The following is a 21,239-nucleotide window of genomic DNA, read 5'->3' as shown; positions in this document are numbered from 1 at the left end:
CGAGGAACCACACCCATGACCGCCCCCCGCGTCGACACCGACACCCTCCGCCGGCTCCCCAAGGCCGTCCTGCACGACCACCTCGACGGCGGCCTGCGCCCCGCCACGGTCGTCGAGCTCGCCGCGGAGGCCGGGCACACGCTGCCCACCACCGACCCCGACGAGCTGGCCGCCTGGTACGTCGAGGCCGCCACCTCGGGCGACCTGGTCCGCTACATCGCCACCTTCGAGCACACCCTCGCCGTGATGCAGACCCGCGAGGGCCTGCTGCGCACCGCCGAGGAGTACGTCCTCGACCTGGCAGCCGACGGCGTCGTCTACGGCGAGGTCCGCTACGCCCCCGAGCTGATGCTGAACGGCGGCCTGACCCTCAGTGAGGTCGTCGAGACCGTCCAGGAGGGACTCGCGGCCGGCATGGCCAGGGCCGCCGCCGCCGGTACGCCCGTCCGGGTCGGCACGCTGCTGTGCGGCATGCGGATGTTCGACCGGGTCCGGGAGGCCGCCGACCTGGCCGTGGCCTTCCGCGACGCGGGTGTCGTCGGCTTCGACATCGCGGGCGCCGAGGACGGCTTCCCGCCCGCCGACCACCTGGCGGCGTTCGAGCACCTGCGCCGCGAGAGCGTGCCCTTCACCATCCACGCCGGCGAGGCGCACGGCCTGCCCAGCATCCACCAGGCGGTCCAGGTGTGCGGCGCCCAGCGCATCGGGCACGGCGTGCGCCTGACCGAGGACATCGTGGACGGCAAGCTCGGCCGCCTGGCCGGCTGGATCCGCGACCGCCGGATCGCGCTGGAGATGTGCCCCACCTCCAACCTGCAGACCGGCGCGGCCGACTCCATCGCCACCCACCCGATCACCGCGCTCAGGGACCTCGGCTTCCGGGTCACCCTCAACACCGACAACCGGCTGGTCTCCGGCACGACGATGACCCGGGAGATGTCCCTGCTGGTCGAGGAGGCGGGCTGGACGGTGGAGGACCTGCGCACGGTCACGGTGAACGCGGTCAAGAGCGCGTTCCTCCCGTTCGACGAGCGCAGGGCCCTGATCGAGGACGTCGTCCTGCCGGGTTACTCCGCGGCGCTCTGAAGCAGTCCGCGGACGTAGGCCGCCTGTCCGGCGTGCTGGAGGTCGTCGGACAGGACGCTCACCAGCCGCACCCCGAGGGTGACCGGCGGGTCCCAACGCCGGTCCACGACCCGGTCGAGGTCCGCCGCGCCGACCCCGCGCAGCGCCCGGAGCGACTGTTCGTGGACGGCGTCGTAGTAGCCGGTGAGCAGGTCGACCGAGTCGACCCGGACCTTGGCGACCTGGGCCGGGCTGTGGCCGTAGCCGATGTCCCGGGGCGGCAGGTCCAGGCCGAACCGTTTCTGCCAGTCCTGGCCCAGCCACACCTGGTCGAGCCCGAAGGCGTCGGCCAGGTGGTCGTCCTGGACGCGGGTGAGGTGCCAGACCAGCCAGGCGACGGAGTTGGTCTCGGGGGTCGGGCGGGCGTTGAGGTCGTCGGGGTCGAGGCCGTCGACCGCCGCATGGACTTCTTCCCGGATGCGGCCGTAGCCGTCGATGAGGATGTCCTTCACATGCATGGGTCCACCATGGCGCAGCCGTCGCTCCCGCGCCGCCCGTTCCGGACGGACGGGGGTCAGAGACCAGGGCCGAGGGCCCAGGGTCAGGGCGCAGGGTCAGGGCGCAGGGCCCAGGGCCTCGGGGCGGTAACCGGACACCGGACCCGCGTCCGGTGCCGGCCCCCTCGGCCCGGCCCCCTCGGCCCCGGCCCCTGGACCGCGGGTCACTCGCCGCCCGTCTCCAGCAGGGTCATCAGGGCCCTGGCCGCCGGGCTGGTGGCCCGGTGCGGCGGCAGCAGCGCGACCGTCTCGTAGGCCGCCTCGGCGGTGCCCTTCAGCGGCAGCGCGGTGAGCGCCTCCCGCTTGTGCCGGAAGTGGCGGGGGACGACGGCGATCCCGAGGTTCTCGTCCACCAGGTCGAGCAGGCTGTGCACGTCGTTGACCTCCAGGGCGACGGTGCGCCGTACGCCCGTCTCGGCGAACGCCGCGTCGGTGGCGCGGCGCGGCCCGAAGTCCGGGTGGAAGTCGACGAACACCTCCCCGGCGATGTCCTCCGGCGTGAGCGCCGCCGCCCCCGCGAGGTGGTGCTCGGGGTGGCACAGCACGTACATCGGCTCGGTGGTCAGCGACGCCGAACGCAACTGGTCGGTGTCGGCCTGGGTGCGGTAGGCGAAGGCCAGGTCCAGGCGCCCGGCCGCGACCTCCTCGGCGAGCGTGCCCGAGCCGTACTGGCGCAGCCGGATCTCCACGTCCGGGTGGCGCCGGCGGAACGCGGCCAGCAGGCCCGCCACGTGCACGCCCGCGATGCACTGCTCGGTGCCGAGCGCGAGCGTCCCGCGCAGCACGCCCTGCACCGCGGCCACCGCCTCGTGCGCCGCGCGCACCTGCGCCAGGATGCGCTCGGCCTCGCCGAGCAGCGCCCGCCCCGCCTCCGTCAGCGTCACCCGGCGGGTGGTGCGCACGAACAGCGGCGCCCGCAGCTCCCGCTCGAGCGCGCGGATCGACGCCGACAGGCCCGACTGGGAGACCATCAGGCGTTCGGCGGCCCGGGTGAAGTGCTGGTCCTCGGCGACCGCGACGAAGTGCTGGAGGTGGCGCAGTTCCATGATTGAGAAGCCTATCCGCTGAATTCCATCGGATTCTTCTGTTGGACCACTGCCCGCAGGCCGCGCGAGAGTGGGTAGGCAGTCCCACCCCTCCCCGAAGAGCCATGGAGTCGCGTTGTACACCCCACACCCCGACCGTTACGCGGACATGCCCTACCGGCGCACCGGGCGCAGTGGCCTGAAGCTCCCCGCGCTGTCGCTCGGCCTGTGGCACAACTTCGGCCCGGACCGCCCTGCCGAGACCCAGCGGGCCATCCTGCGCCGCGCCTTCGATCTCGGCATCACCCACTTCGACCTGGCGAACAACTACGGCCCGCCGCCCGGCGCCGCCGAGTCCGCGCTGGGCGGGTTCCTGCAGACCGACTTCGCGCGCCACCGCGACGAGCTGGTGATCTCCACCAAGGCCGGCTACCTGATGTGGCCCGGCCCGTACGGCGAGTGGGGCTCGCGCAAGTACGTGCTGTCCTCGCTGGACCAGAGCCTGAAGCGGCTGGGCCTGGACTACGTGGACGTCTTCTACTCGCACCGCCCCGACCCCGAGACGCCCCTGGAGGAGACCATGGGCGCCCTGCACTCGGCGGTGCAGCAGGGCAAGGCCCTCTACGTCGGCGTCTCCAACTACTCGGCCGAGCAGACCAGGGAGGCCGCCCGCATCCTCGGCGAGCTGGGCACCCCGCTGCTCATCCACCAGCCGCGCTACTCGATGCTCGACCGCCGCCCCGAGACCGAGGGCCTGCTCGACACCCTCGACGAGCTGCGGGTCGGCTCCATCGCCTACTCCCCGCTGGAGCAGGGCGTGCTCACCGCCCGCTACCTCGACGGCATCCCCGAGGACTCGCGCGCGGCGAGCGACAGCCCGTTCCTGAACTCGGACGCCCTGACCGAGGACCTGGTGGCCAGGCTCCGCGCCCTGGACGACCTCGCCAAGGCCCGCGGCCAGTCGCTGGCCCAGCTCGCCCTGGCCTGGGTGCTGCGCGGCGGCCGGGTCACCTCCGCGCTGGTCGGCGCGAGCAGCGCCCGCCAGCTCGAGGACAGCGTGGGCGCCCTGGCCAACCTGGACTTCGAGCCGGAGGAGCTCGCCCGGATCGACGCGGTGATCAACGGCTGACCGGCCGCGGCGCGGGCACCGTCCGGTCGCCCGCGCCCCCGTCCTCCGCTCGCGGGGGCCCGCCCCGTGCGGGCCCCCGCGAGCGTCGTGGGGCGCTCAGCCCGTCGCGGGCACCCGGTCGAGGAAGCCGAGGACGGACGTGATGCGGCCCTCGCCGTCCAGGGTGATCACATCGGACCCGGCGACCGGCGCGCCGCCGTCGGCCTCGCTCACCAGCTCCCAGGAGAACCGCGCGGTGTCGTGGTGCCCGTCGACCGCCCCGCTGAGCCGGAAGACGAACCCCGGGAAGGCGGCGTGTGCGGCCGAGACGGCCGCGCCGATCTGCTCGTGCCCCCGGACGTCGGCCAGCGGGTCGGTGTAGGTCCCGTCGACGGCCCAGGCGGCCGCCACGGCCCGGGCGAGGGCCTGAGGCTCGCGGGCGTTCCACGCCTCGAAGTAGCGGCCGACGGCTTCCTCGTAGCGGTCCGCGTCCGTGCGGTGGTCGGTGTCGTGGCGGTCGGTCGCGGACATGGGAATCAGCCCCCTGTGAGGTCGTCGCTGCTGGTCGGGAACCGGTTCGGAGTCGTTCCCGACCCGGTGCGACCACTGTGCCCGCCGGGCCGCGACGGGGTCGATTACCCCACAGGTCATGGCCGTCGCGCGGGGGTGGCGGATTTCGGCCAGCGGCGGCCCGGAATATGCCAACAGACTGGCCGGAAAAGCGTGGTGACAGTGTTTCAGTCGTGAACATACTCGGCTGTAGGGGCAGTTCAGCCTCGGGAGCCGCACGGAAAGCGAGGCCCAGCCGGCAGACGACGGACGGGGGAGTGAGACGTGCACGACGAATTCCTGTGCCATGTCACCGCGTACGGCTGGTGCGACGGACGCCGTATCGGCGTACCGCTCGGCACCTACCGGGCGCCGACGCTCGCCCTCGCCCTGTGGTGGCTGCGGGACCGGGCCTCCTGGATCGCCGAACGGCTCGACCCCAGCCCGGACAGCGAGCACATCCCCCCGTACGCCCTGGTGCCGGTCGCGGACACGGTTCCCGACGTGCCGGGCGTCCTGCGGGCCTGGTGCGCGGACGTGGCCCGGCAGGAGCTGGTGGCCGACGAGCTCGCCGGCGGGCGCCTGGTGCGGATCGCCGCCAGCGACGACACCACCGAGTACGAGCTGCTCGCCGAGTCGGTCGACGCGCTGCGCATGCAGCGCACCCTCCCGGCGCTGGTCGTACCGGTCGCCTGACCCCGGCGACGCGGCCGCCGACCGCCCGCTGACCGGTCGCCGGCCGTCCGTCGCCCCGCCGCCGCCGGAAGGCGCACGGACGTACGAATCGATAGAATTCCGGCATGGCGGAGCGGCCGGTCGCCTCGACGGCGCCCGAACTCGTCCTGGAGACCGAGTCGGGCTCCACGGTGATGATCCCGGACCACGCCTACCACGTGGGCCGTGACCCGCTCAGCGACGTCGTCCTCGACGACGCCCGCGTCTCCTGGCACCACGCCGTGCTGCGCCCCGACGGCGACCACTGGACGCTGCAGGACGAGCACAGCACCAACGGCACCTACGCCGACGGCCGGCGCGTCGACGAGCGGTACGTCGGACCCGGCTGCGAGATCCGCTTCGGCAGCCCGGGCGACGGCCCCCGCGCCACGCTCCTCGGCCGGACTTCGCTGCCCCCCGAACGCCCCTCGGCCGTCTCGATGCCCGAGCTGACCGGCACCTTCCGGCAGCCGACCACCGTACGGCCGCTGCCCGCCCGCACCGTGCGCATCGGCCGGGCCGCCGGCAACGACCTCGTCATCGACGACCTCGTGGTCTCGCGCCGCCACGCCGAACTGCGCGCCGGGGCCGACGGCACCTACGAGATCGTCGACCTGGGCAGCCACAACGGCACCTACCTCAACGGCAGCCCGGTCGAACGCGCCCCGGTCCGCGCCGGCGACGTCGTCGGCATCGGCCATTCCGCGTTCTGCCTGGTCGGCGACACCCTCCAGGAGTACGTCGACACCGGCGAGGTGTCCCTGGACGTGCAGGACCTCACCGTCGCCGTCGACCGCGGCCGCAAGACCCTCCTCGACCACGTGTCCTTCCCCGTGGGCGAGAAGTGCCTGCTCGCCGTGGTCGGGCCGAGCGGCGCCGGCAAGTCGACCCTGCTGGGCGCCCTCACCGGACAGCGCCCCGCCGACCACGGCACCGTCGTCTACGACGGCCGCGACCTCTACCGCGACTACGCCGAGCTGCGCCAGCGCATCGGACTGGTCCCGCAGGACGACATCCTGCACGCCCAGCTCACCGTGCGCGCCGCCCTCGGCTACGCCGCCGAACTGCGCTTCCCGCAGGACACCGCCAAAGCCGAACGCCGGGCGCGGGTCGAGGAGGTCATCCGCGAACTGGGCCTCGAGCAGCGCGCCGACCAGCCCGTGCACAGCCTCTCCGGCGGCCAGCGCAAGCGCGTCAGCGTCGCCCTCGAACTGCTCACCAAGCCCTCGCTGCTCTTCCTCGACGAGCCGACCTCCGGCCTCGACCCGGGGATGGACCGCTCGGTGATGCACATGCTGCGCGGCCTCGCCGACGACGGACGCACCGTCATCGTGGTCACCCACAGCGTCCTCAGCCTCGACGTGTGCGACCGCCTGCTGGTCCTCGCACCCGGCGGCCGCACCGCCTACTACGGCCCGCCCGAGGACGCCCTGAGCTTCTTCGGGTACGCGCACTGGCCCGAGGCGTTCGAGGCGTTCGAGCGCGACCAGGACCGGGACTGGGCCGGGGAGTACCGCGCCTCGCCGCTGCGCCGGCAGTACGTCGTCGACGCCAGCGCCCAGCCGCCGCTGCCCCGCGAGGGCCCGGTGATCATGCTGCCGCCGCCGCGCCCGCGCAGCCGGGGCGCCCAGCTCGGCACGCTCGTGCGCCGCTACGCCTCCGCCCTGAGCGCCGACCGCACCTTCCTCGTCATCATGATCGCCCTGCCGTTCGTGATGGGCGCGATGGCCCGCGCCCTCGCCGGCAGCGCGCTCACCCGCGAGAGCGTGATGAACGCCCTGCTGATCCTGTGCGTCGGCGGCGTCCTGACCGGAGCCGCCAACGCCGTGCGCGAGCTGGTGAAGGAGCGCGTCATCTACCGGCGGGAGCGCGCCGTGGGCCTGTCCCGGTCGGCGTACCTGCTGTCGAAGGTGGTGGTGCTCGGCACGGTCACGGTGGCGCAGGCCGTCGTCCTCACCCTGGTCGCCCTGCTCGGCGTCGACCTCGACGCCCCCGGCGGCAAGGGCGTGTTGATGCCCCCGCTCGTCGAGATCACCGTCGCCGTCGCCCTGCTGGCGTTCACGGCGATGATGCTCGGCCTGGTGGTGTCGGCGCTGGTGACCAAGGAGGAGGTCACCATGCCGCTGCTGGTGCTGCTCGCCATCGTCCAAGTGGTCTTCTGCGGCGCCCTGTTGAAGCTGCACGGCGTGCTCGTCCTGGAGCAGCTCTCCTGGCTGGTGCCCGCCCGGTGGGCGCTCGGCGCCATGGCCGGCACCCTCGGCCTCGCCCGGATCGTGCCCGGCAAGCTGACCGACGACCCCCTGTTCGAGCACCGGGCGGCGATCTGGCTGCTCGACGTCGGGATGCTCGTGGTGCTCTCCCTGCTGTTCGGCTTCCTCGTCTCCCGGCTGCTGCGCCGCCACGAACCCGCGATCATGCGGAAGTAGGCCGCCCCCATGACGCTGCCGACCCCCGGATTCCGGCCGACGCACGTCGTGCCCGGACGCGGCATGCCCGCCTGGGAGGCACCCGACCCCGCCCGGCCCACGGTGCCCCTCGACGCGCTGCTGCCGGTCCAGCTCCTCCAGCGGCGCGGCGACTGGGCCCAGGTGCTGTGCTCCAACGGCTGGTCCGCCTGGGTCGACGGCCGCCACCTGATCGCCGTACCGCAGGACCCGCCCGCCCCCGGCGGTCCGCTCACCGCCACCGAGGACCCGCGCCCGCTGCTCGCCCGCGCCGAACAGGCCCTCGCCCGCTACCGGGCCGCCGTCGAGGAGGCCGCCCGCGGCACCCTCGACGGGGAGGACTTCCGCCGCCGCACCCAGGGCGTGCGGATCGGCGTGGTCGTCGACGGCGAGTCCGTCTGGCTCTACGACGCCGTCCAGGGCCGCTGGGCGTACGGCGACGGCACCGCGCTGAGCACATACGCCACCGACGAGGAGCCCGGCGAACGCCCCGCCGCCCCGGGCTACGCCCCCACCCGCGTCGTCACCCCGGACGCGGAACCGTGACCGCGCGCGGCGGGGACCGGGCGGCGGCAGGGGCACGCCGGCGGGCCGCCCGGCTCGCGACGGCCGATCGCGCCGAGGGGCCCTGATGGGCCACGAGTCCGACCTGTTCTCCGGGCGGCCCTCCGAGCTGGTCGGCCGGCAGGTCGCGGGCTACCGCATCGAGGGCGAACTGGGCCGCGGCGGCATGGCCGTGGTCTACCGGGCCCGCGACCTGCGCCTGGACCGCACCGTCGCGCTGAAGCTGCTCGCCCCCGAACTCGCCCGCAACGACACCTTCCGCCGGCGCTTCACCCACGAGTCCCGGGTGGCCGCCGCGATCGACCACCCGCACATCGTGCCGATCTTCGAGGCGGGCGAGACCGACGGGGTGCTCTACATCGCCATGCGCTACGTCGAGGGCAGCGACCTGCGCCACCTCCTGGACCGCCAGGGCCCGCTGCCGCTGCCCACGGCGGTGCGCATCGCCGCCCAGGTCGCCTCCGCACTGGACGCGGCCCACGAGCACGGCCTGGTCCACCGGGACGTCAAGCCCGGCAACATCCTCGTCGCGCGCGGCACCGACAGCGACCACCCCGAGCACGTCTACCTCACCGACTTCGGCCTGACGAAGAAGTCCCTGTCGCTGACCGGCTTCACCACGGTCGGCCAGTTCGTCGGCACCCTCGACTACGTCGCCCCGGAGCAGATCTCCGGCAAGCCGGTCGACGCGCGGTGCGACGTGTACGGCTTCGCCTGCGTGGTCCACGAGTGCCTCACCGGCCACCCGCCGTTCCGCCGCGACGACGACATGGCCCTGCTGTGGGCCCACCAGTACGACGACCCGCCCCCGCCCACCGCGTCCCGGCCCGGACTGCCCGCCGGGATCGACGCGGTGTTCGGCCGGGCCCTGGCCAAGAACCCCGAGGCCCGCCACGAGACCTGCCTGGCCTTCGTCGCCGAGCTGCGGGCCGCCGGGCGCGGCGACCGGGCCCGGCGCCACCCCCTCACCGAACCGGCCGGCCGGCCCGTGCCCCGGGACGGTCCGAGACCCCCGCCGCGCTGGGCGCAGCCGGTCGTCGGCCGCTACCCCTGACCGGGTGCGTCCGGCCGCCGCCCGCGCCGGACCCCGCGTGCCAGCAGGCCGCCCAGGCAGCCCGTGACGAGCCCCCACAGGGCGGCCAGGCCCAGGGCGGTCCACAGGTGCGGCCGCAGGAAGAGCCGTCCGGACAGGCCGCCGCCCAGGTCGCCGAGGCCGAGCACCGACAGGCCGAAGTGCGCGGACAGCCGGCCCAGCAGGCAGACCGCCAGGACGGTCAGCACCAGCCCCACCGCCATGTGCAACGCGTGCTGCCACAGCCGGGTCCGCTCCGGCGAGCGGGACGCCATCAGGAACGCGGCGGTCAGCACCAGCACCGCCGCGACCACCAGGAGCCACCACGCCCGGCCGTCGTGCTCGGCGAGCGTGCGCAGGTTCAGGGTGGCGGTGTCCGAGCCGCGCAGCACCTCGTCCAGCACGTGCGGCATCGGCAGCCCGAACGGGCCGTCCACCCGCCCCTCCCAGGTGGCGCCCAGCCCCAGGGTGAGCGCGAGCCACACCAGGTTCGGCAGGCCCAGCAGGATCACCGCCAGTGTCTGCGCGGGATGCCCGCGGGTGCAGAGCACGACGACGCCGACGACGACGCCCAGCGCGACGTACGCCAGCAGCAGCGCCACCATCGCGTACGCGGCCGGACGCACCGTCTGCCGGAACCGCAGCAGCCGCCCCGGCAGCGGGGCCCCGGGCGCCACCAGCAGCGCCAGCACGAGCACCCCGGCGAGCCACACCAGCCCGAAAAACAGGCTCAGCGGCACGTCCGTGGTGAAGCCGACCCGCGGGCTGACGCCGAACAGCTCGCCGAGGTCGTCGAGCTCGCTGCGGCCCAGGGACACCGCGAACGTCTGCCGCGCCGCCAGGGCGAGGGCCAGCAGGCCGAGCAGCCACAGCACGGCGACGCGCAGCGCCCACCCGGCCAGCTCTCCCGCGCCGGCGACCGCCCGGTGACGCAGCGGGCGCAGGAAGCCGGCGGCCAGCACCAGCGCCCCCGTGAGCGTCACGGACAGCGGGATCACCGTCAGCTCGCCCCTGCTGCCCGCCAGTTCGCCCGCGCTCCCGGACAGGGAGACGCTCCCGCCGACGGACGTGACGACGGTCGCCGCCACCACGCGCGGGAAGGCGCCGTCCGGCAGGTCGGCCGCGCCGGCCGCCCACAGCCCGAGCGCGGCCACCACGAGCATGGCGAGCAGAGCGGCCAGGACGGTGACGAGGGCGTGGACCCAGCCGTGGCGGGCGGCGGGCCGTGCGGCCGCCCGTGCGGGGGAGCGGGGGTGACTCACGCCAGCCACGCTAGGCAGCACCGGACCGGCCCGCCCGCCGGGAGAGGCGTCCGGGCGCCCCGCCCGCTTGCGGGCACCGCTCCACCGGAGCACACAATGGAGTGATGCGGAACGCAGGCGGGTGAATCCCCCGGAGCGTCCTCGGGACTCTCCCGCAGGAGACCACGCCGGGAGAAGTCGTGAGCGCCGAAGGGCCGTTCTCCGGCCGCCCCACCGGACCACCCTCGGGGCCCCTGTCGGGCCCCTCCCAGCCGCCTCCGGGCCCGCCCTCCCAGCCGCCCGGCGGCTTCCCGGGCGGTGCCACCGGCGGCGCCCCGCCACCGCGCAGGCCGTGGTGGAGATCCGCGCCCCGCATCGCCCTGCTGACCGCCGTCGTGGTCGCCGCGGTCGCGGCGGCCCTGGTCCTCGGCCGCTCCGGCGGCGGCTCGGGCAGCGGCGGCGGCGAGGTCTTCCTCCAGGCCGCGGGCAAGACCGGACCGGACCCGTTCACCGAGTCCACCGCCGAGGACAGTTCCACCGCGCCCGTCTCCGTCCCGCCGACCGCGGCGACCGCCCCCACCAACGCGGTCCGGGGCGTCGACGGCGGCTCCGCCGGCCTCTACGGCGGCACCCGCCACCTGTCGAGCTGCGACGTCGAGAAGCAGATCCGCTCGCTCGGCGCCGACGCGACGAAGAACAGGGCGTTCGCCTCCGTGGCCGGTGTCACGCCCTCCGGCGTCCCCGCCTACCTGCGCGGCCTCACCCCCGTACAGCTCCGCATGGACACCCGCGTCACCAACCACGGCTACCGCGACGGCGCCGCCACCAGCTACCAGGCCGTCCTCCAGGCCGGCACCGCCGTCCTCGTCGACGCCCGCGGCCTGCCCCGCGTGCGCTGCGCCTGCGGCAACCCGCTGACCCGGCCCGTGCCGCAGAGCACCACCCCGAAACCCACCGGCGACTCCTGGCCCTCGTACAGCCCCGCGAACGTCGTCGTCGTGACCCCCGCGCCCAAGACCGTCGACGTCTTCGTGCTCTACGACCCCGAGCACCACGGCTGGATCGCCCGGCCGCGCGGGGACACCGGGGGCCACGACCGGCCCGCGCCGCCCCCGGCGCACCCGTCGCCCGTCGTGAGCGTCTCCCCGTCCGGCAAGTCGAGCGGGCCGTCCTCGTCCAGCAGCAGTCCCTCGACGTCCGGGTCCACCTCGCCCGGCTCGTCCTCGTCGTCCCCGAGCAGCAAGCCGCCCTCGCCGCCCTCGCCGCCCGAGCCCCCGCCGCCGCCGGGCTCGTCGTCGAGCGAGCCAAAGCCCGGCGACTCCAGCGTCTCCCCGCCCCTGGAACCCCCGTCGGCCGGCGGCAGCTCACCCCAGTCGGCCCCCGAGGCCCCGGGTTCCTCCGCCCTGCTGCCACCGGCTTCCTGACCGGGCCGTACGGTACGTCCCGCCGGGTGCCCTGCGTCTCCCGAAGAGGGTGACGCAGGGCACGCCGAGTGCACGGGAGTGCAATCCGCGGCACGGGGTACGAGAGCAGGTGCAACAGCATCCGGCCAGTGAGGCCTCCCAGAGAGAACAGCATGACCGAGCAACTGGACGGGGCAGTGATACCGACTGGTTTCGACGTGCCCGTGGAACCCTTGCGGCGGGCCGCGCACTACACGGGTGAGCCCGGCTGCATCGCCGAAGCCCGCGCCTTCGCGGCGCGCTTCGTCGAGCAGCTCCGGCAGGAGTGGTGCGCCGGCATCGACGACCGCACGGGCGGCGAGGTCATGCTCGTCGTCAGCGAACTCGTCACCAACGCCGACCGGCACAGCAACGGTCCGTACATCCTGGAGCTGGAGGGCACCGACAGCACCCTCACGGTGTCCGTGTACGACAGCAGCGACGCCCTGCCCATGCGCTACCCCAGGGACCCGCGGCGGATCGGGCGGCACGGTTTGGAGATCGTGCACGCCCTGGCGGCCGAGGTGAGCGCGGAGCGGGTCCCGGTCGGCAAGCGGGTGCGCGCGCTGCTCCGCATCGGCGACCGCGGCGCCCTCGACGGCGCCACCGCGAAGCAGACGGCCGGCGCGGTGGCCGACCCGGCCACGGCGGGCGATTCGTCCGGTTCCACCGAGGGCGGAATGTCGGGGGCTTCCCCTCACGGTGAGCGCTCCTAGGCTGAAGGGGTGACCGACCGAGCGACCGACGAAGCCCGAGTGATCCCGCTGCGCCGACCTGCCGAGCGCCCGCAGACCAGCCCACCCCCGCCCAGGGAGCCCCTGTGGCGCGACCTGGTGGGAGACGCCCTGCGCCGTGAGCGCCAGGCCCAGGAGCGCACCCTGAAGGACGTCGCCGACGCGGCCCGGATCTCCATGCCCTACCTCTCGGAGGTCGAGCGCGGCCGCAAGGAGGCATCCTCGGAGGTCCTCGCCGCCGCCGCGCACGCCCTCGGCCTCAGCCTCTCCGACCTGCTCACCCGGGTGCAGGGCGACCTCGCCCGCCGCCCGGCCCACGGCCGCACCGCGACCCGGACCCCGCACGGCGGGCTCTGCCTGGCCGCCTAGGGGTGTCTCCGTACGGCCGCCCGGCAGCGGAGCCGGGCGGCCGGTCGCGTCTCCCGGCGGGCCGGTGGATCAGACCGTCACCAGGCGCCGGCTCAGCACCTCGTCGGCCAGCCCGTAGGCGACGGCCTCGTGCGCGGTGAACACCTTGTCGCGGTCCATGTCGGCGCGCAGCGTCGCCACGTCGTGGTGGGTGTGCCGGGACAGCACCTCCTCGACCTGCGCGCGGATCCGCACCATCTCCTTGGCCTGCAGGGAGAGGTCGGCGACCGTGCCCCGGCTGCCGCCGCTGGCGGGCTGGCCCAGCAGCACGCGCGCGTGCTCCAGCACGAACCGCCGCCCGGGATCACCGCCGGCCAGCAGCACGGCCGCCGTCGAGGCCGCCTGCCCGACGCAGAACGTGGAGATCGGCGCCTGCACGAACGTCATCGTGTCGTAGATCGCCATGAGCGAAGTGAACGAGCCGCCGGGCGAGTTGATGTAGATCGCGATCTCGTGCTCCGGCGCCGCCGACTCCAGGTGCAGGAGCTGGGCGATCACCACGTTGGCGACGCCGTCGTCGATGTCGGTGCCGAGGAAGATGATGCGCTCGTTCAGCAGCCGGCTGAACACGTCGAAGGACCGCTCGCCCTGCGGGGTGCGCTCGATGACGTTCGGGATCGTGTAGCTCCCCATGTCACAGCCCCGTCCGTCGTCGGGTGGCCGCCGGGCGCACGTCGGCGAGCGACGTGACGACGTGGTCCACCATGCCGTACTCCTTGGCCTCCTCGGCCGTGAACCAGCGGTCGCGGTCGCCGTCGCGGGCGATGGTCTCCGGGCTCTGCCCGGTGTGCTCCGCGGTGATGCGCTCGATGGTCCGCTTGGTGAACTCCAGGTTCTCCGCCTGGATCTCGATGTCCGCGGTGGTGCCGCCGATCCCCGCCGACGGCTGGTGCATCATGATCCGCGCGTGGGGGAGCGCGTAGCGCTTGCCGGGCGTGCCGACGCTCAGCAGGAACTGGCCCATGCTCGCGGCGAAGCCCATGGCGAGGGTGGAGACGTCGTTGGGGATGAGCTGCATGGTGTCGTAGATGGCCAGGCCCGCGTGGACCGAGCCGCCCGGGCTGTTGACGTACAGGCTGATGTCGGTGCGCGGGTCCTCCGCCGACAGGATCAGCAGCTGGGCGCAGACCCGGTTGGCGGAGACCTCGTCGACCTGGGTGCCCAGCAGCACGATGCGCTGGCCCAGGAGCTGGGCGGCGAGCTGGTCGTCGAACCGGGTGGGCGGCGTGTCGCCCTCCTCGGCGCGGGGCAGCGCGGCCGGCGCCGGGCCGGCGGAGCGTGGGGACATGAGAACTCCTCGGATCGCGGGTCGGACACGGCGGGTGGTCGCCGTGCGCCCCACTCTCGGCCCGGACCCGGCCGCCGCGGGGCTTTCCCTGCCATCAGCAGATTCGCCGACGGCAGAGCGGCCGCCCCGGCCGGGCGACCCCGGAAGCGACCGGCGTCCGACCGATGAGTTCCGCCGCCGGGAACGGTCGACACAGATGACCGCGTTCCGCGTCCCGCACCCAGGAGGCAGCCCATGACCGCCGACGGCTTCACCACGTGTCTCTGGTTCGACACCCAGGCCGAGGAGGCCGCGCAGTTCTACGTCTCGGTCTTCAAGAACTCCAGCACCGGCACCACGACGTACTACACCGAGGGCGCCCCCCGGCCCGCCGGGACCGTCCTGACGGTCGACTTCACGGCCAACGGCCAGCGGTTCGTGGCGCTCAACGGCGGCCCCCAGTTCACGTTCAACGAGGCCGTCTCCTTCCAGATCGACTGCGACGACCAGGAGGAGATCGACTACTACTGGAGCAAGCTCACCGAGGGCGGCGGGAAGCCCGGCCCCTGCGGCTGGCTCAAGGACCGCTTCGGCGTGTCCTGGCAGGTCACCCCGAAGGTCCTCAGCGAGATGATCGCAGGACCCGACCGGGAGAAGGCCACCCGCGCCATGAACGCCATGATGAAGATGGGCAAGCTGGACATCGCCGCCCTCCAGCGGGCCTACGACGGCGAGTGACCGCCCCCGCGGCGCTTCCCCCTCACCGGGGCTCGGCCAGGATCTCGCTGATCACGTGCCGGGAGTTGGCCGCCAGCGGCGGATTGGTCTTCCCGTAGAACGGCAGCTGGATCAGGGAGATCGACAGGGCCCAGCCCCGGCCCCGGGCCCACTCGGCGTCGTCCGCGCCGACCGCCGCCCGGAAGGTGCCGCGTGCCGACGCGGGCAGCAGGTTCCACGCCGCGATCAGGTCGACGGCCGGATCCCCGACGCCCACGCACCCGAAGTCCAGGACCGCCGCGAGCCGGCCCCCGGCGACGAGGACGTTGCCGGGGGAGAGGTCGGCGTGGGCCCACACCGGCGCGCCGGTGTGCCCGGGCGCCCGCAGCGCCTCCTCCCAGCGGGCGGTCACCGCGTCGGTGTCGACCCGGCCCGCAAGCTGCTCGAGGGCCGCCCGGGTGTCGCCGTCCCGCTGCGCGAGCGGTACACCCCGGTGGTTCGCCGGACCCCCGCCCGGGTCGAGCCGCCGCAGCGCGGCCACGAACGCCCCGAGGTCGGCGGCCAGCTCCTCGGGGCGTTCCAGCGCGCCCGCGACCGGGTTGCGGCCGTCCAGCCAGCGGTAGACGCACCAGGGCCACGGGAACCCCTCGCCCGGCTCCCCGAGGGCGAGCGGTGCCGGCGTGGGCACGGGGAGCAGGGGCCCCAGCCGGGCCAGCCAGTGCCGTTCGCGGGCCACGCCGTCGACCGCGCCGGGGTGCCGGGGCAGCCGGACGACCTTGTCGTCGCCGAGGCGGAACATCGCGTTCTCGGTGCCCGACGACGTCACCCGCGCCACCGGCAGGGACGCCCAGTGCGGGAACTGCGCGGCGACCAGCCGGCGCACCAGGCCGGCGTCCAGGTCGATCTCGTCGGGACGCATCCTCACGACACTCATCCGGCCCATTGCAGCCCGGCAACTCCCGCGCTGTCGAACGGATTTCGCCGTACGCCGCAGCCGTCCGGCGGTCCCGGCCCGGCGGCGGCGCCCCCGCGTCCGCGGCGGCCCGCGGCGCTCGGCGCGCGGTCCCGGGCGGGCGTGGCTAGCGTGAGGAAGGGGACCACCCGTCTCAGTGGAAGGGCCGCCGCCATGGCCGTGCAACCAGAGGGAACCCCGTGCTGGGCCGACGCGATGTTCACCGACCTTGAGGGCGCCAAGCGCTTCTACGGTGAGGTGCTGGGCTGGACCTTCGGGGAGTCGACGTCGGAGTACGGGAACTACACCCAGGCCTACGCCGACGGCAAGGCCGTCGCAGCGGTCGTCCCGCCGATGCCGGGGCAGGACGGCCAGGAGGGGCAGTCGCAGTGGTGCCTGTACCTCGCGTCGCCGGACGCCGCCGCCACCGCGGCGAAGATCCGCGAGAACGGCGGCGAGGTGCTGATGGAGCCGATGCAGGTCGGTGACTTCGGCACCATGTGCCTGGCCCGCGACCCCGGCGGCGTCGTCTTCGGGATCTGGCAGGGCGGCCGGCACGAGGGCTTCGAGGCGACCGCGGTGCCCGGCGCCTACTGCTGGGCCGAGGTCTTCACCCGCGAGCCCGAGAAGGCGGACGCCTTCTTCCCGGCCGTCTTCCCGTACCGCACCAAGCGGATCGAGGACGAGGCCATGGACTTCCGGATCTACGATCTGGGCGAGGACAGCGTGCTCGGCCGGATGGCGATGACCGAGGAGTTCCCGCCGGAGGTGCCGCCGTACGTCAACGTGTACTTCACCGTCGCGGACGTCGACGACGCCGTCGCCCGCGCCACCGAACTCGGCGGTGTGCTGCGGTTCGGGCCGGTGGACAGCCCCTTCGGGCGGTTCGCCGCCCTGAGCGACCCGCAGGGCGCGAGCTTCTCGGTGATCGACGTCACGGCCGCGGCCGGCGAGAAGCCGCAGATGACCGAGGTCTCCTAGCGACGGCCCCGCGACAGCGGTTCACCGAGGCCGGCACGCACAAGGCCCGGCCGGCCCCGCTCGTGGTTCGGGGCCGGCCGGGCCCGCTCCGCACGGCCGGGCACCCGCCCGGCCATGGCATGATCGTGCGCATGGTTGAACGTGTTGTGGCCGCCTGCGACGGGGCGTCGAAGGGCAATCCCGGACCGGCCGGCTGGGCCTGGGTCGTCGCCGACGACGCCGAGACGCCGGACCGCTGGGAGGCGGGGCCGCTCGGCCGGACCACCAACAACGTGGCCGAACTGACCGCGCTGGAACGCCTGCTGGCGGCCACCGACCCGGCCGTGCCGCTGGAGGTCCGGATGGACTCCCAGTACGCCATGAAGGCCGTCACGACCTGGCTGCCCGGCTGGAAGCGCAACGGGTGGCGGACCTCCGGCGGCAAGCCGGTCGCCAACCAGGAGCTGGTGGTGCGCATCGACGAGCTGCTCCAGGGCCGTTCCGTCGACTTCCGCTACGTGCCGGCCCACCAGGTCGACGGCGACCGGCTCAACGACTTCGCCGACCGCGCCGCCAGCCAGGCGGCCCGGGTGCAGGAGGCCGCGGGCAGCGACCTCGGCTCCCCGGAGCCGCCGGCGTCACCGGACACCCCGGCCGCGAGCGCCGCGAGGCGACGCCCCGCCAAGGCGGCGTCGGCCCGCCAGCGCGGCGGCGGGGCGTCGGCGCGGACCATCAAGGCCAAGTTCCCCGGCCGTTGTGTGTGCGGCCGCGCGTACGCGGCGGGCGAGCCGATCGCCAAGAACGACCAGGGCTGGGGCCACCCGGAGTGCCGCACGGCGGCCGCCGGGTGACCCGCGGCGCCGGTCAGATCACGGCGCCGCGCCAGCCGCCCGTCTCGCTGCCGCGGGACTCGATGAACTTCTTGAAGCGCTCCAGGTCGCCCTTGGTCTGCCGCTTCACGAAGCCGAGCTTGTCGCCGACGGACTCGGTGACGCCCTCCGGCTGGAACTGCATCTGCAGCATCACCTTGGTGTGGGCGTCGTCGAGCCGGTGGAACGTCACCACGCCGGCCTGACGGGCGTCGCCGGAGACCGTGGTCCACGCGACCCGCTCGTCCGGGATCTGCTCGGTGATCTCCGCGTCGAACTCGCGGTGCACCCCGTTCACGCTGGTCACCCAGTGCGTCAGGGTGTCGGTGCGCTGTTCGATGCGCTCCACGCCGCTCATGAACTCGGGGAACGTCTCGAACTGCGTCCACTGGTTGTACGCGGTGTGCACCGGCACGTCGACCTCGATGGATTCCTCGACCTGTGACATGGGTCGTCCCCTCCTTCGTCTCGTGTGTGGTCCCGGGCGGGTACCCGAGCTGCCGCGGCCCAACCCCCCGCCCTCGCGCGTCAGTCGGTGTCGAAGGTGTAGTGCGGGGTGTGGTCGAGCAGGTCGGCCGGGGTCGTGTCGTTCCAGGGCTTCATCGTCTCGTGCAGGTCGACGACGTCCGGCGTCCCGGCGGCCGGGGCGTAGCCGACGCCCGGGTGCCGGCGCTGCCACCGGGCCCAGAGCTTGTCGACGAAGGCGTGATGGAGCCAGAACACCGGGTCGTTGGGGGAGACCCCGGTGCCCATCTGGCCGCCCACCCAGACGTGGACCCGGTTGTGCAGGTTGACGCCCCGCCAGCCCTCCAGGTGGTTGCGGAACCCGTTCGAAGCGCTGTTCCACGGCGCGCTGTCGTACGTCGCCATCGCCAGCACCGACTCCACCTCGGACCCGGTAGGCAGCTCCCGCACCCCGGCGCCGAGCGCCCGCCGCAGGTACGTACGGCCGTCCACCCGCACGGACACGGGCCAGTTGCCGGTGGCGGCGGCGAACGGGCCGTCCATCACCCGCCCGTCGAGACTGCGCCCGGTGCCGCCGAGGAAGTCCGGTGCCCACAGGGAGGAACGGGTGGAGCGGTCGGTGGTCCAGTCCCAGTAGGGCAGCGCCACGGAGGCGTCGACGGACTGGAGCGCCCGCTCGAACTCCAGCAGGAATCTGCGGTGCCACGGCAGGAACGACGGCGAACGGTGGCCGGTGCGCTCGCCGTTGTCGGTGTCGCCCATGATGAAGGCGTTGTGCGTCGTGACGAAGGCGTCGTAACGGCCGCTGCGCTTGAGCTCCAGGACGGCCGCGACGAAGCGGCGCTTCTCGTCGGCGGTCAGGGTCGCCTGGTTCTTGCGGACGGTCATGTGCGGTGCTCCCGAGGTGCGGAGGGGGCGGACGGGGTGGACGGGCGCGGCCCGTGCGGAGCCTGTGCGGCGGAGGGCCCGCACAGCTCGTGCGGGGCCACTGCGGCCGGTATGGCGGTCAGTTGGCGGGGAACGGCAGCAACCGGGCGCCCTGGAGCTCGTCGACCGCGGCCCGGGCGGCGGCCCGCGGCGTGGGCACCGGGTCGTAGTGGCTGACCACGCTGATCCAGGTGCCGTCGGCGTTGCGCATCACGTGCAGCTCGGCTCCGTCGACGAACACGGCGTATCCGGCGCCGTGGTGGGCGCCGTGGTGCCCGCCCCCGTCGGCCGGCCGGCCCTGTATGCGGCGGCCCCGGTAGACCTCGTCGAACGGCGCGGGCGCGCCGTGGTCGTGGCCGGCCGCCGGGCCGGCCGACGGGTCGTGGCCGTGGCCCTGCCCGGTGGCCGAGGCCGGGGTGGTGACGGCGGCGGTGACGGCCACGGCCGAGGTGAGCGCGGCCGCGGCGCCGAGCGCGCGGCGGCGGGTGAGTCCGGACATGCGGGACCTCCTGGGGTGCGGTGGGAACGGCGACCCCGTCTGCCTACCGGCCGGGCGCAGGGCGGGAGAAATCTCCCGGAACCGGTTGGCTGCGATCAGGACAATCACCCACAACCGGTACAACCTTGAACGAAGATGATCTTGGCGCGCACCGGCCCGACGGGGGAGCGGAGGGGGCAATTCCTTCCGGCGCAAGCGCTGTCCCGGATGATCTTTCGCCCGCCGCGCGGGCGCCGGTGGCGTGGGTCACGCGCGGAAAGTGACGCGATCCGCCTGCTACCGTGCGTCATCAATCGACCGCGTCAGGTAATGCAAGGGGTGCGCGTGAAGGTCGCCTGCGTCGGCGGCGGGCCCGCCGGCCTGTATCTCTCGATCCTGCTCAAGCTGCAGGACCCCGCCCACGAGATCACCGTCCATGAACGCGACCCGGAGGGCTCGACGTACGGCTGGGGCGTCACCTACTGGCGCGAGCTGCTCGACAAGCTCCACGCCCACGACCCCGAGTCCGCCCGGGCCGTCGAGGAGAGCTCCGTGCGCTGGAGCGAGGGCGTCGCCCACGTGCGCGACCTGGCCGCCCGGCAGCCCGGCGACACCGGGCACGGCATCGGCCGCCACCGCCTGCTGGAGATCCTCGCCGCCCGCGCCCGCTCCCTCGGCGTGCACCTGCGGTACGCGGACGGGATCACCCCCGACGCCCTCCCCGACGCCGACCTCGTGGTCGCCGCGGACGGCGTCCACAGCGCCCTGCGCACCGCGCACGCCGACCGCTTCGGCGCCCGTCTCACCCCCGGCCGCAACCGCTACCTCTGGCTCGGCACCCCCCACGTGTTCGACTCCTTCACCTTCGCCTTCGTGGAGACCGGGCACGGCTGGATCTGGTGCTACGGCTACGGCTTCAGCCCCGAGCAGAGCACCTGCGTGATCGAGTGCGCCCCCGAGACCTTCACCGGCCTCGGCCTCGACCGGGCCGACGAGGCCGAGGGGCTCGCCACCCTGGAGAAGCTGTTCGCGCACGTCCTCGACGGCCGGCCCCTGATCGGCCGCTCCTCGGGCGGCGGCACCGCCCAGTGGCTGACCTTCCGCACCCTGACCAACCGCACCTGGCACCACGGCAACCTGGTCCTGCTCGGCGACGCCGCCCACACCACCCACTACTCCATCGGCGCCGGCACCACGCTCGCCCTGGAGGACGCCATGGCGCTGGCCGACGCGCTGCGCACGCACTCCGAACTGCCCCGGGCGCTCGCCGCCTACGAGCACGTCCGCAAGGCCGCCCTGCTGCCCGCCCAGAGCGCGGCCCGGCACAGCGCGCAGTGGTACGAGAACCTGACCCGCTACATCGACCTCCCGCCGGAGCAGATGTTCGCCCTGCTCGGCCAGCGCCACTCGCCGCTGCTGCCCTACGTCCCGCCCCAGCTCTACTACCGCCTCGACCGGGCCGCCGGGCAGCTCGAGGCCCTGCGCCGCCTGAAGCGCTGGCTGGGCCCCCGGCTCGCCCGCACCGCCCAGTCCAGGTCGCTCGCCTCCCGCGAGTAGCCGAGGCCCGCGGGCCGAGGCCCCGGCCGCCACCTGCGGCCGCTTGGGTGAATGGCGATTCACCGATAAGGTGAAAACCCTGGTGAATTACCATTCACCTGATGGTCCTCTCGCCCCGGCCGCT

General features: G+C 74.1%; 22 protein-coding genes and 1 pseudogene. 13 read left to right on the top strand and 10 right to left on the bottom strand.

The annotated features are described in order from the left end of the window. Window positions 1–15 precede the first annotated feature (15 nt). A complete protein-coding gene (locus E4U92_RS08695) occupies window positions 16–1,086 on the top strand; it encodes an adenosine deaminase (protein WP_137299722.1) in 1,071 nt (356 codons plus the stop codon). Here E4U92_RS08695 and E4U92_RS08690 read toward each other — a convergent pair. Then, window positions 1,068–1,583 (bottom strand): mycothiol transferase, encoded by a 516-nt coding sequence (locus E4U92_RS08690; RefSeq protein WP_137299721.1) that lies wholly within the window; start codon window positions 1,581–1,583, stop codon window positions 1,068–1,070. The two genes, E4U92_RS08695 and E4U92_RS08690, sit on opposite strands and share 19 nt — an antisense overlap. Window positions 1,584–1,786: 203 nt before the next feature. Next, a complete protein-coding gene (locus E4U92_RS08685; RefSeq protein ID WP_137299720.1) occupies window positions 1,787–2,668 on the bottom strand; it encodes a LysR family transcriptional regulator in 882 nt (293 codons plus the stop codon). A gap of 115 nt (window positions 2,669–2,783) precedes the next feature. On the opposite strand from E4U92_RS08685, the gene mgrA reads away from it, so the two are divergent. Continuing rightward, window positions 2,784–3,776 carry an L-glyceraldehyde 3-phosphate reductase gene (gene mgrA, locus E4U92_RS08680; RefSeq protein ID WP_137299719.1) on the top strand — a complete coding sequence of 331 codons (993 nt, stop codon included), beginning with the start codon at window positions 2,784–2,786 and terminating at the stop codon, window positions 3,774–3,776. A 96-nt stretch (window positions 3,777–3,872) separates the two neighbouring features. Here mgrA and E4U92_RS08675 read toward each other — a convergent pair whose 3' ends face one another. Beyond that, window positions 3,873–4,286 (bottom strand): nuclear transport factor 2 family protein, encoded by a 414-nt coding sequence (locus E4U92_RS08675; RefSeq protein WP_137299718.1) that lies wholly within the window; start codon window positions 4,284–4,286, stop codon window positions 3,873–3,875. 303 nt (window positions 4,287–4,589) lie between these two features. Here E4U92_RS08675 and E4U92_RS08670 point away from each other — a divergent pair, with 303 nt between their 5' ends. The 4 genes from E4U92_RS08670 to E4U92_RS08655 all read left to right on the top strand — a co-directional run bounded on the left by E4U92_RS08670 (window position 4,590) and on the right by E4U92_RS08655 (window position 9,080). Continuing rightward, window positions 4,590–5,000, top strand: a complete 411-nt coding sequence (locus tag E4U92_RS08670) for a hypothetical protein (RefSeq protein ID WP_137299717.1) — start codon at window positions 4,590–4,592, stop codon at window positions 4,998–5,000. Window positions 5,001–5,104: 104 nt separating this feature from the next. Next, complete coding sequence (locus tag E4U92_RS08665; protein ID WP_137299716.1) at window positions 5,105–7,444, top strand: ABC transporter ATP-binding protein/permease; 2,340 nt, start codon at window positions 5,105–5,107, stop codon at window positions 7,442–7,444. Between the two features lie 15 nt (window positions 7,445–7,459). Continuing rightward, a complete protein-coding gene (locus E4U92_RS08660) occupies window positions 7,460–8,008 on the top strand; it encodes an SH3 domain-containing protein (protein ID WP_137300127.1) in 549 nt (182 codons plus the stop codon). Between the two features lie 85 nt (window positions 8,009–8,093). Continuing rightward, a complete protein-coding gene (locus E4U92_RS08655; RefSeq protein ID WP_137299715.1) occupies window positions 8,094–9,080 on the top strand; it encodes a serine/threonine-protein kinase in 987 nt (328 codons plus the stop codon). Here E4U92_RS08655 and E4U92_RS08650 read toward each other — a convergent pair. Beyond that, window positions 9,071–10,261 (bottom strand): streptophobe family protein, encoded by a 1,191-nt coding sequence (locus E4U92_RS08650; RefSeq protein ID WP_229862517.1) that lies wholly within the window; start codon window positions 10,259–10,261, stop codon window positions 9,071–9,073. The two genes, E4U92_RS08655 and E4U92_RS08650, sit on opposite strands and share 10 nt — an antisense overlap. A gap of 278 nt (window positions 10,262–10,539) precedes the next feature. Here E4U92_RS08650 and E4U92_RS08645 point away from each other — a divergent pair, with 278 nt between their 5' ends. The 3 genes and pseudogenes from E4U92_RS08645 to E4U92_RS08635 all read left to right on the top strand — a co-directional run bounded on the left by E4U92_RS08645 (window position 10,540) and on the right by E4U92_RS08635 (window position 12,884). Continuing rightward, entirely contained in the window at window positions 10,540–11,763 is a 1,224-nt protein-coding gene (locus E4U92_RS08645; protein ID WP_137299713.1) for a DUF6777 domain-containing protein, read from the top strand. Between the two features lie 152 nt (window positions 11,764–11,915). Next, window positions 11,916–12,365 (top strand): annotated as a pseudogene (locus E4U92_RS08640) (ATP-binding protein); the annotation flags it as partial. Window positions 12,366–12,506: 141 nt separating this feature from the next. Beyond that, window positions 12,507–12,884, top strand: coding sequence for a helix-turn-helix domain-containing protein (locus tag E4U92_RS08635; RefSeq protein ID WP_137299712.1), 378 nt, complete (start codon window positions 12,507–12,509; stop codon window positions 12,882–12,884). A gap of 69 nt (window positions 12,885–12,953) precedes the next feature. On the opposite strand, the gene E4U92_RS08630 is transcribed toward E4U92_RS08635, so the two are convergent. Both E4U92_RS08630 and E4U92_RS08625 read right to left on the bottom strand, forming a co-directional pair. After that, window positions 12,954–13,556, bottom strand: coding sequence for a ClpP family protease (locus tag E4U92_RS08630; protein ID WP_137299711.1), 603 nt, complete (start codon window positions 13,554–13,556; stop codon window positions 12,954–12,956). A gap of 1 nt (window position 13,557) precedes the next feature. Beyond that, window positions 13,558–14,211 (bottom strand): ATP-dependent Clp protease proteolytic subunit, encoded by a 654-nt coding sequence (locus tag E4U92_RS08625; RefSeq protein WP_137299710.1) that lies wholly within the window; start codon window positions 14,209–14,211, stop codon window positions 13,558–13,560. Between the two features lie 234 nt (window positions 14,212–14,445). Here E4U92_RS08625 and E4U92_RS08620 point away from each other — a divergent pair, with 234 nt between their 5' ends. Continuing rightward, window positions 14,446–14,928 carry a VOC family protein gene (locus E4U92_RS08620; RefSeq protein ID WP_137299709.1) on the top strand — a complete coding sequence of 161 codons (483 nt, stop codon included), beginning with the start codon at window positions 14,446–14,448 and terminating at the stop codon, window positions 14,926–14,928. 22 nt (window positions 14,929–14,950) lie between these two features. Here E4U92_RS08620 and E4U92_RS08615 read toward each other — a convergent pair whose 3' ends face one another. Then, entirely contained in the window at window positions 14,951–15,841 is an 891-nt protein-coding gene (locus E4U92_RS08615; protein ID WP_137299708.1) for an aminoglycoside phosphotransferase family protein, read from the bottom strand. 192 nt (window positions 15,842–16,033) lie between these two features. On the opposite strand from E4U92_RS08615, the gene E4U92_RS08610 reads away from it, so the two are divergent. After that, complete coding sequence (locus tag E4U92_RS08610) at window positions 16,034–16,840, top strand: VOC family protein (RefSeq protein WP_137299707.1); 807 nt, start codon at window positions 16,034–16,036, stop codon at window positions 16,838–16,840. A gap of 119 nt (window positions 16,841–16,959) precedes the next feature. Continuing rightward, window positions 16,960–17,670: a ribonuclease H family protein gene (locus E4U92_RS08605; RefSeq protein ID WP_137299706.1), complete on the top strand. Its 711-nt coding sequence runs from the start codon at window positions 16,960–16,962 to the stop codon at window positions 17,668–17,670. A gap of 13 nt (window positions 17,671–17,683) precedes the next feature. On the opposite strand, the gene E4U92_RS08600 is transcribed toward E4U92_RS08605, so the two are convergent. The 3 genes from E4U92_RS08600 to melC1 all read right to left on the bottom strand — a co-directional run bounded on the left by E4U92_RS08600 (window position 17,684) and on the right by melC1 (window position 19,579). Beyond that, window positions 17,684–18,136, bottom strand: a complete 453-nt coding sequence (locus E4U92_RS08600; protein ID WP_067228067.1) for an SRPBCC family protein — start codon at window positions 18,134–18,136, stop codon at window positions 17,684–17,686. 80 nt (window positions 18,137–18,216) lie between these two features. Next, window positions 18,217–19,041 (bottom strand): tyrosinase MelC2, encoded by an 825-nt coding sequence (gene melC2 / locus E4U92_RS08595; RefSeq protein WP_137299705.1) that lies wholly within the window; start codon window positions 19,039–19,041, stop codon window positions 18,217–18,219. A gap of 118 nt (window positions 19,042–19,159) precedes the next feature. Next, entirely contained in the window at window positions 19,160–19,579 is a 420-nt protein-coding gene (melC1, locus tag E4U92_RS08590) for an apotyrosinase chaperone MelC1 (RefSeq protein WP_137299704.1), read from the bottom strand. A gap of 318 nt (window positions 19,580–19,897) precedes the next feature. On the opposite strand from melC1, the gene E4U92_RS08585 reads away from it, so the two are divergent. Beyond that, window positions 19,898–21,115, top strand: coding sequence for an FAD-dependent monooxygenase (locus E4U92_RS08585; protein WP_137299703.1), 1,218 nt, complete (start codon window positions 19,898–19,900; stop codon window positions 21,113–21,115). The last annotated feature ends 124 nt before the right edge of the window (window positions 21,116–21,239 follow it).

Origin of the sequence: Streptomyces galbus (assembly GCF_005280195.1) — a bacterium.
Lineage (GTDB): Bacteria > Actinomycetota > Actinomycetes > Streptomycetales > Streptomycetaceae > Streptomyces > Streptomyces galbus.
Note: the sequence above shows the minus strand (reverse complement) of the source record. Positions and strands in the feature narration are given on the sequence as shown.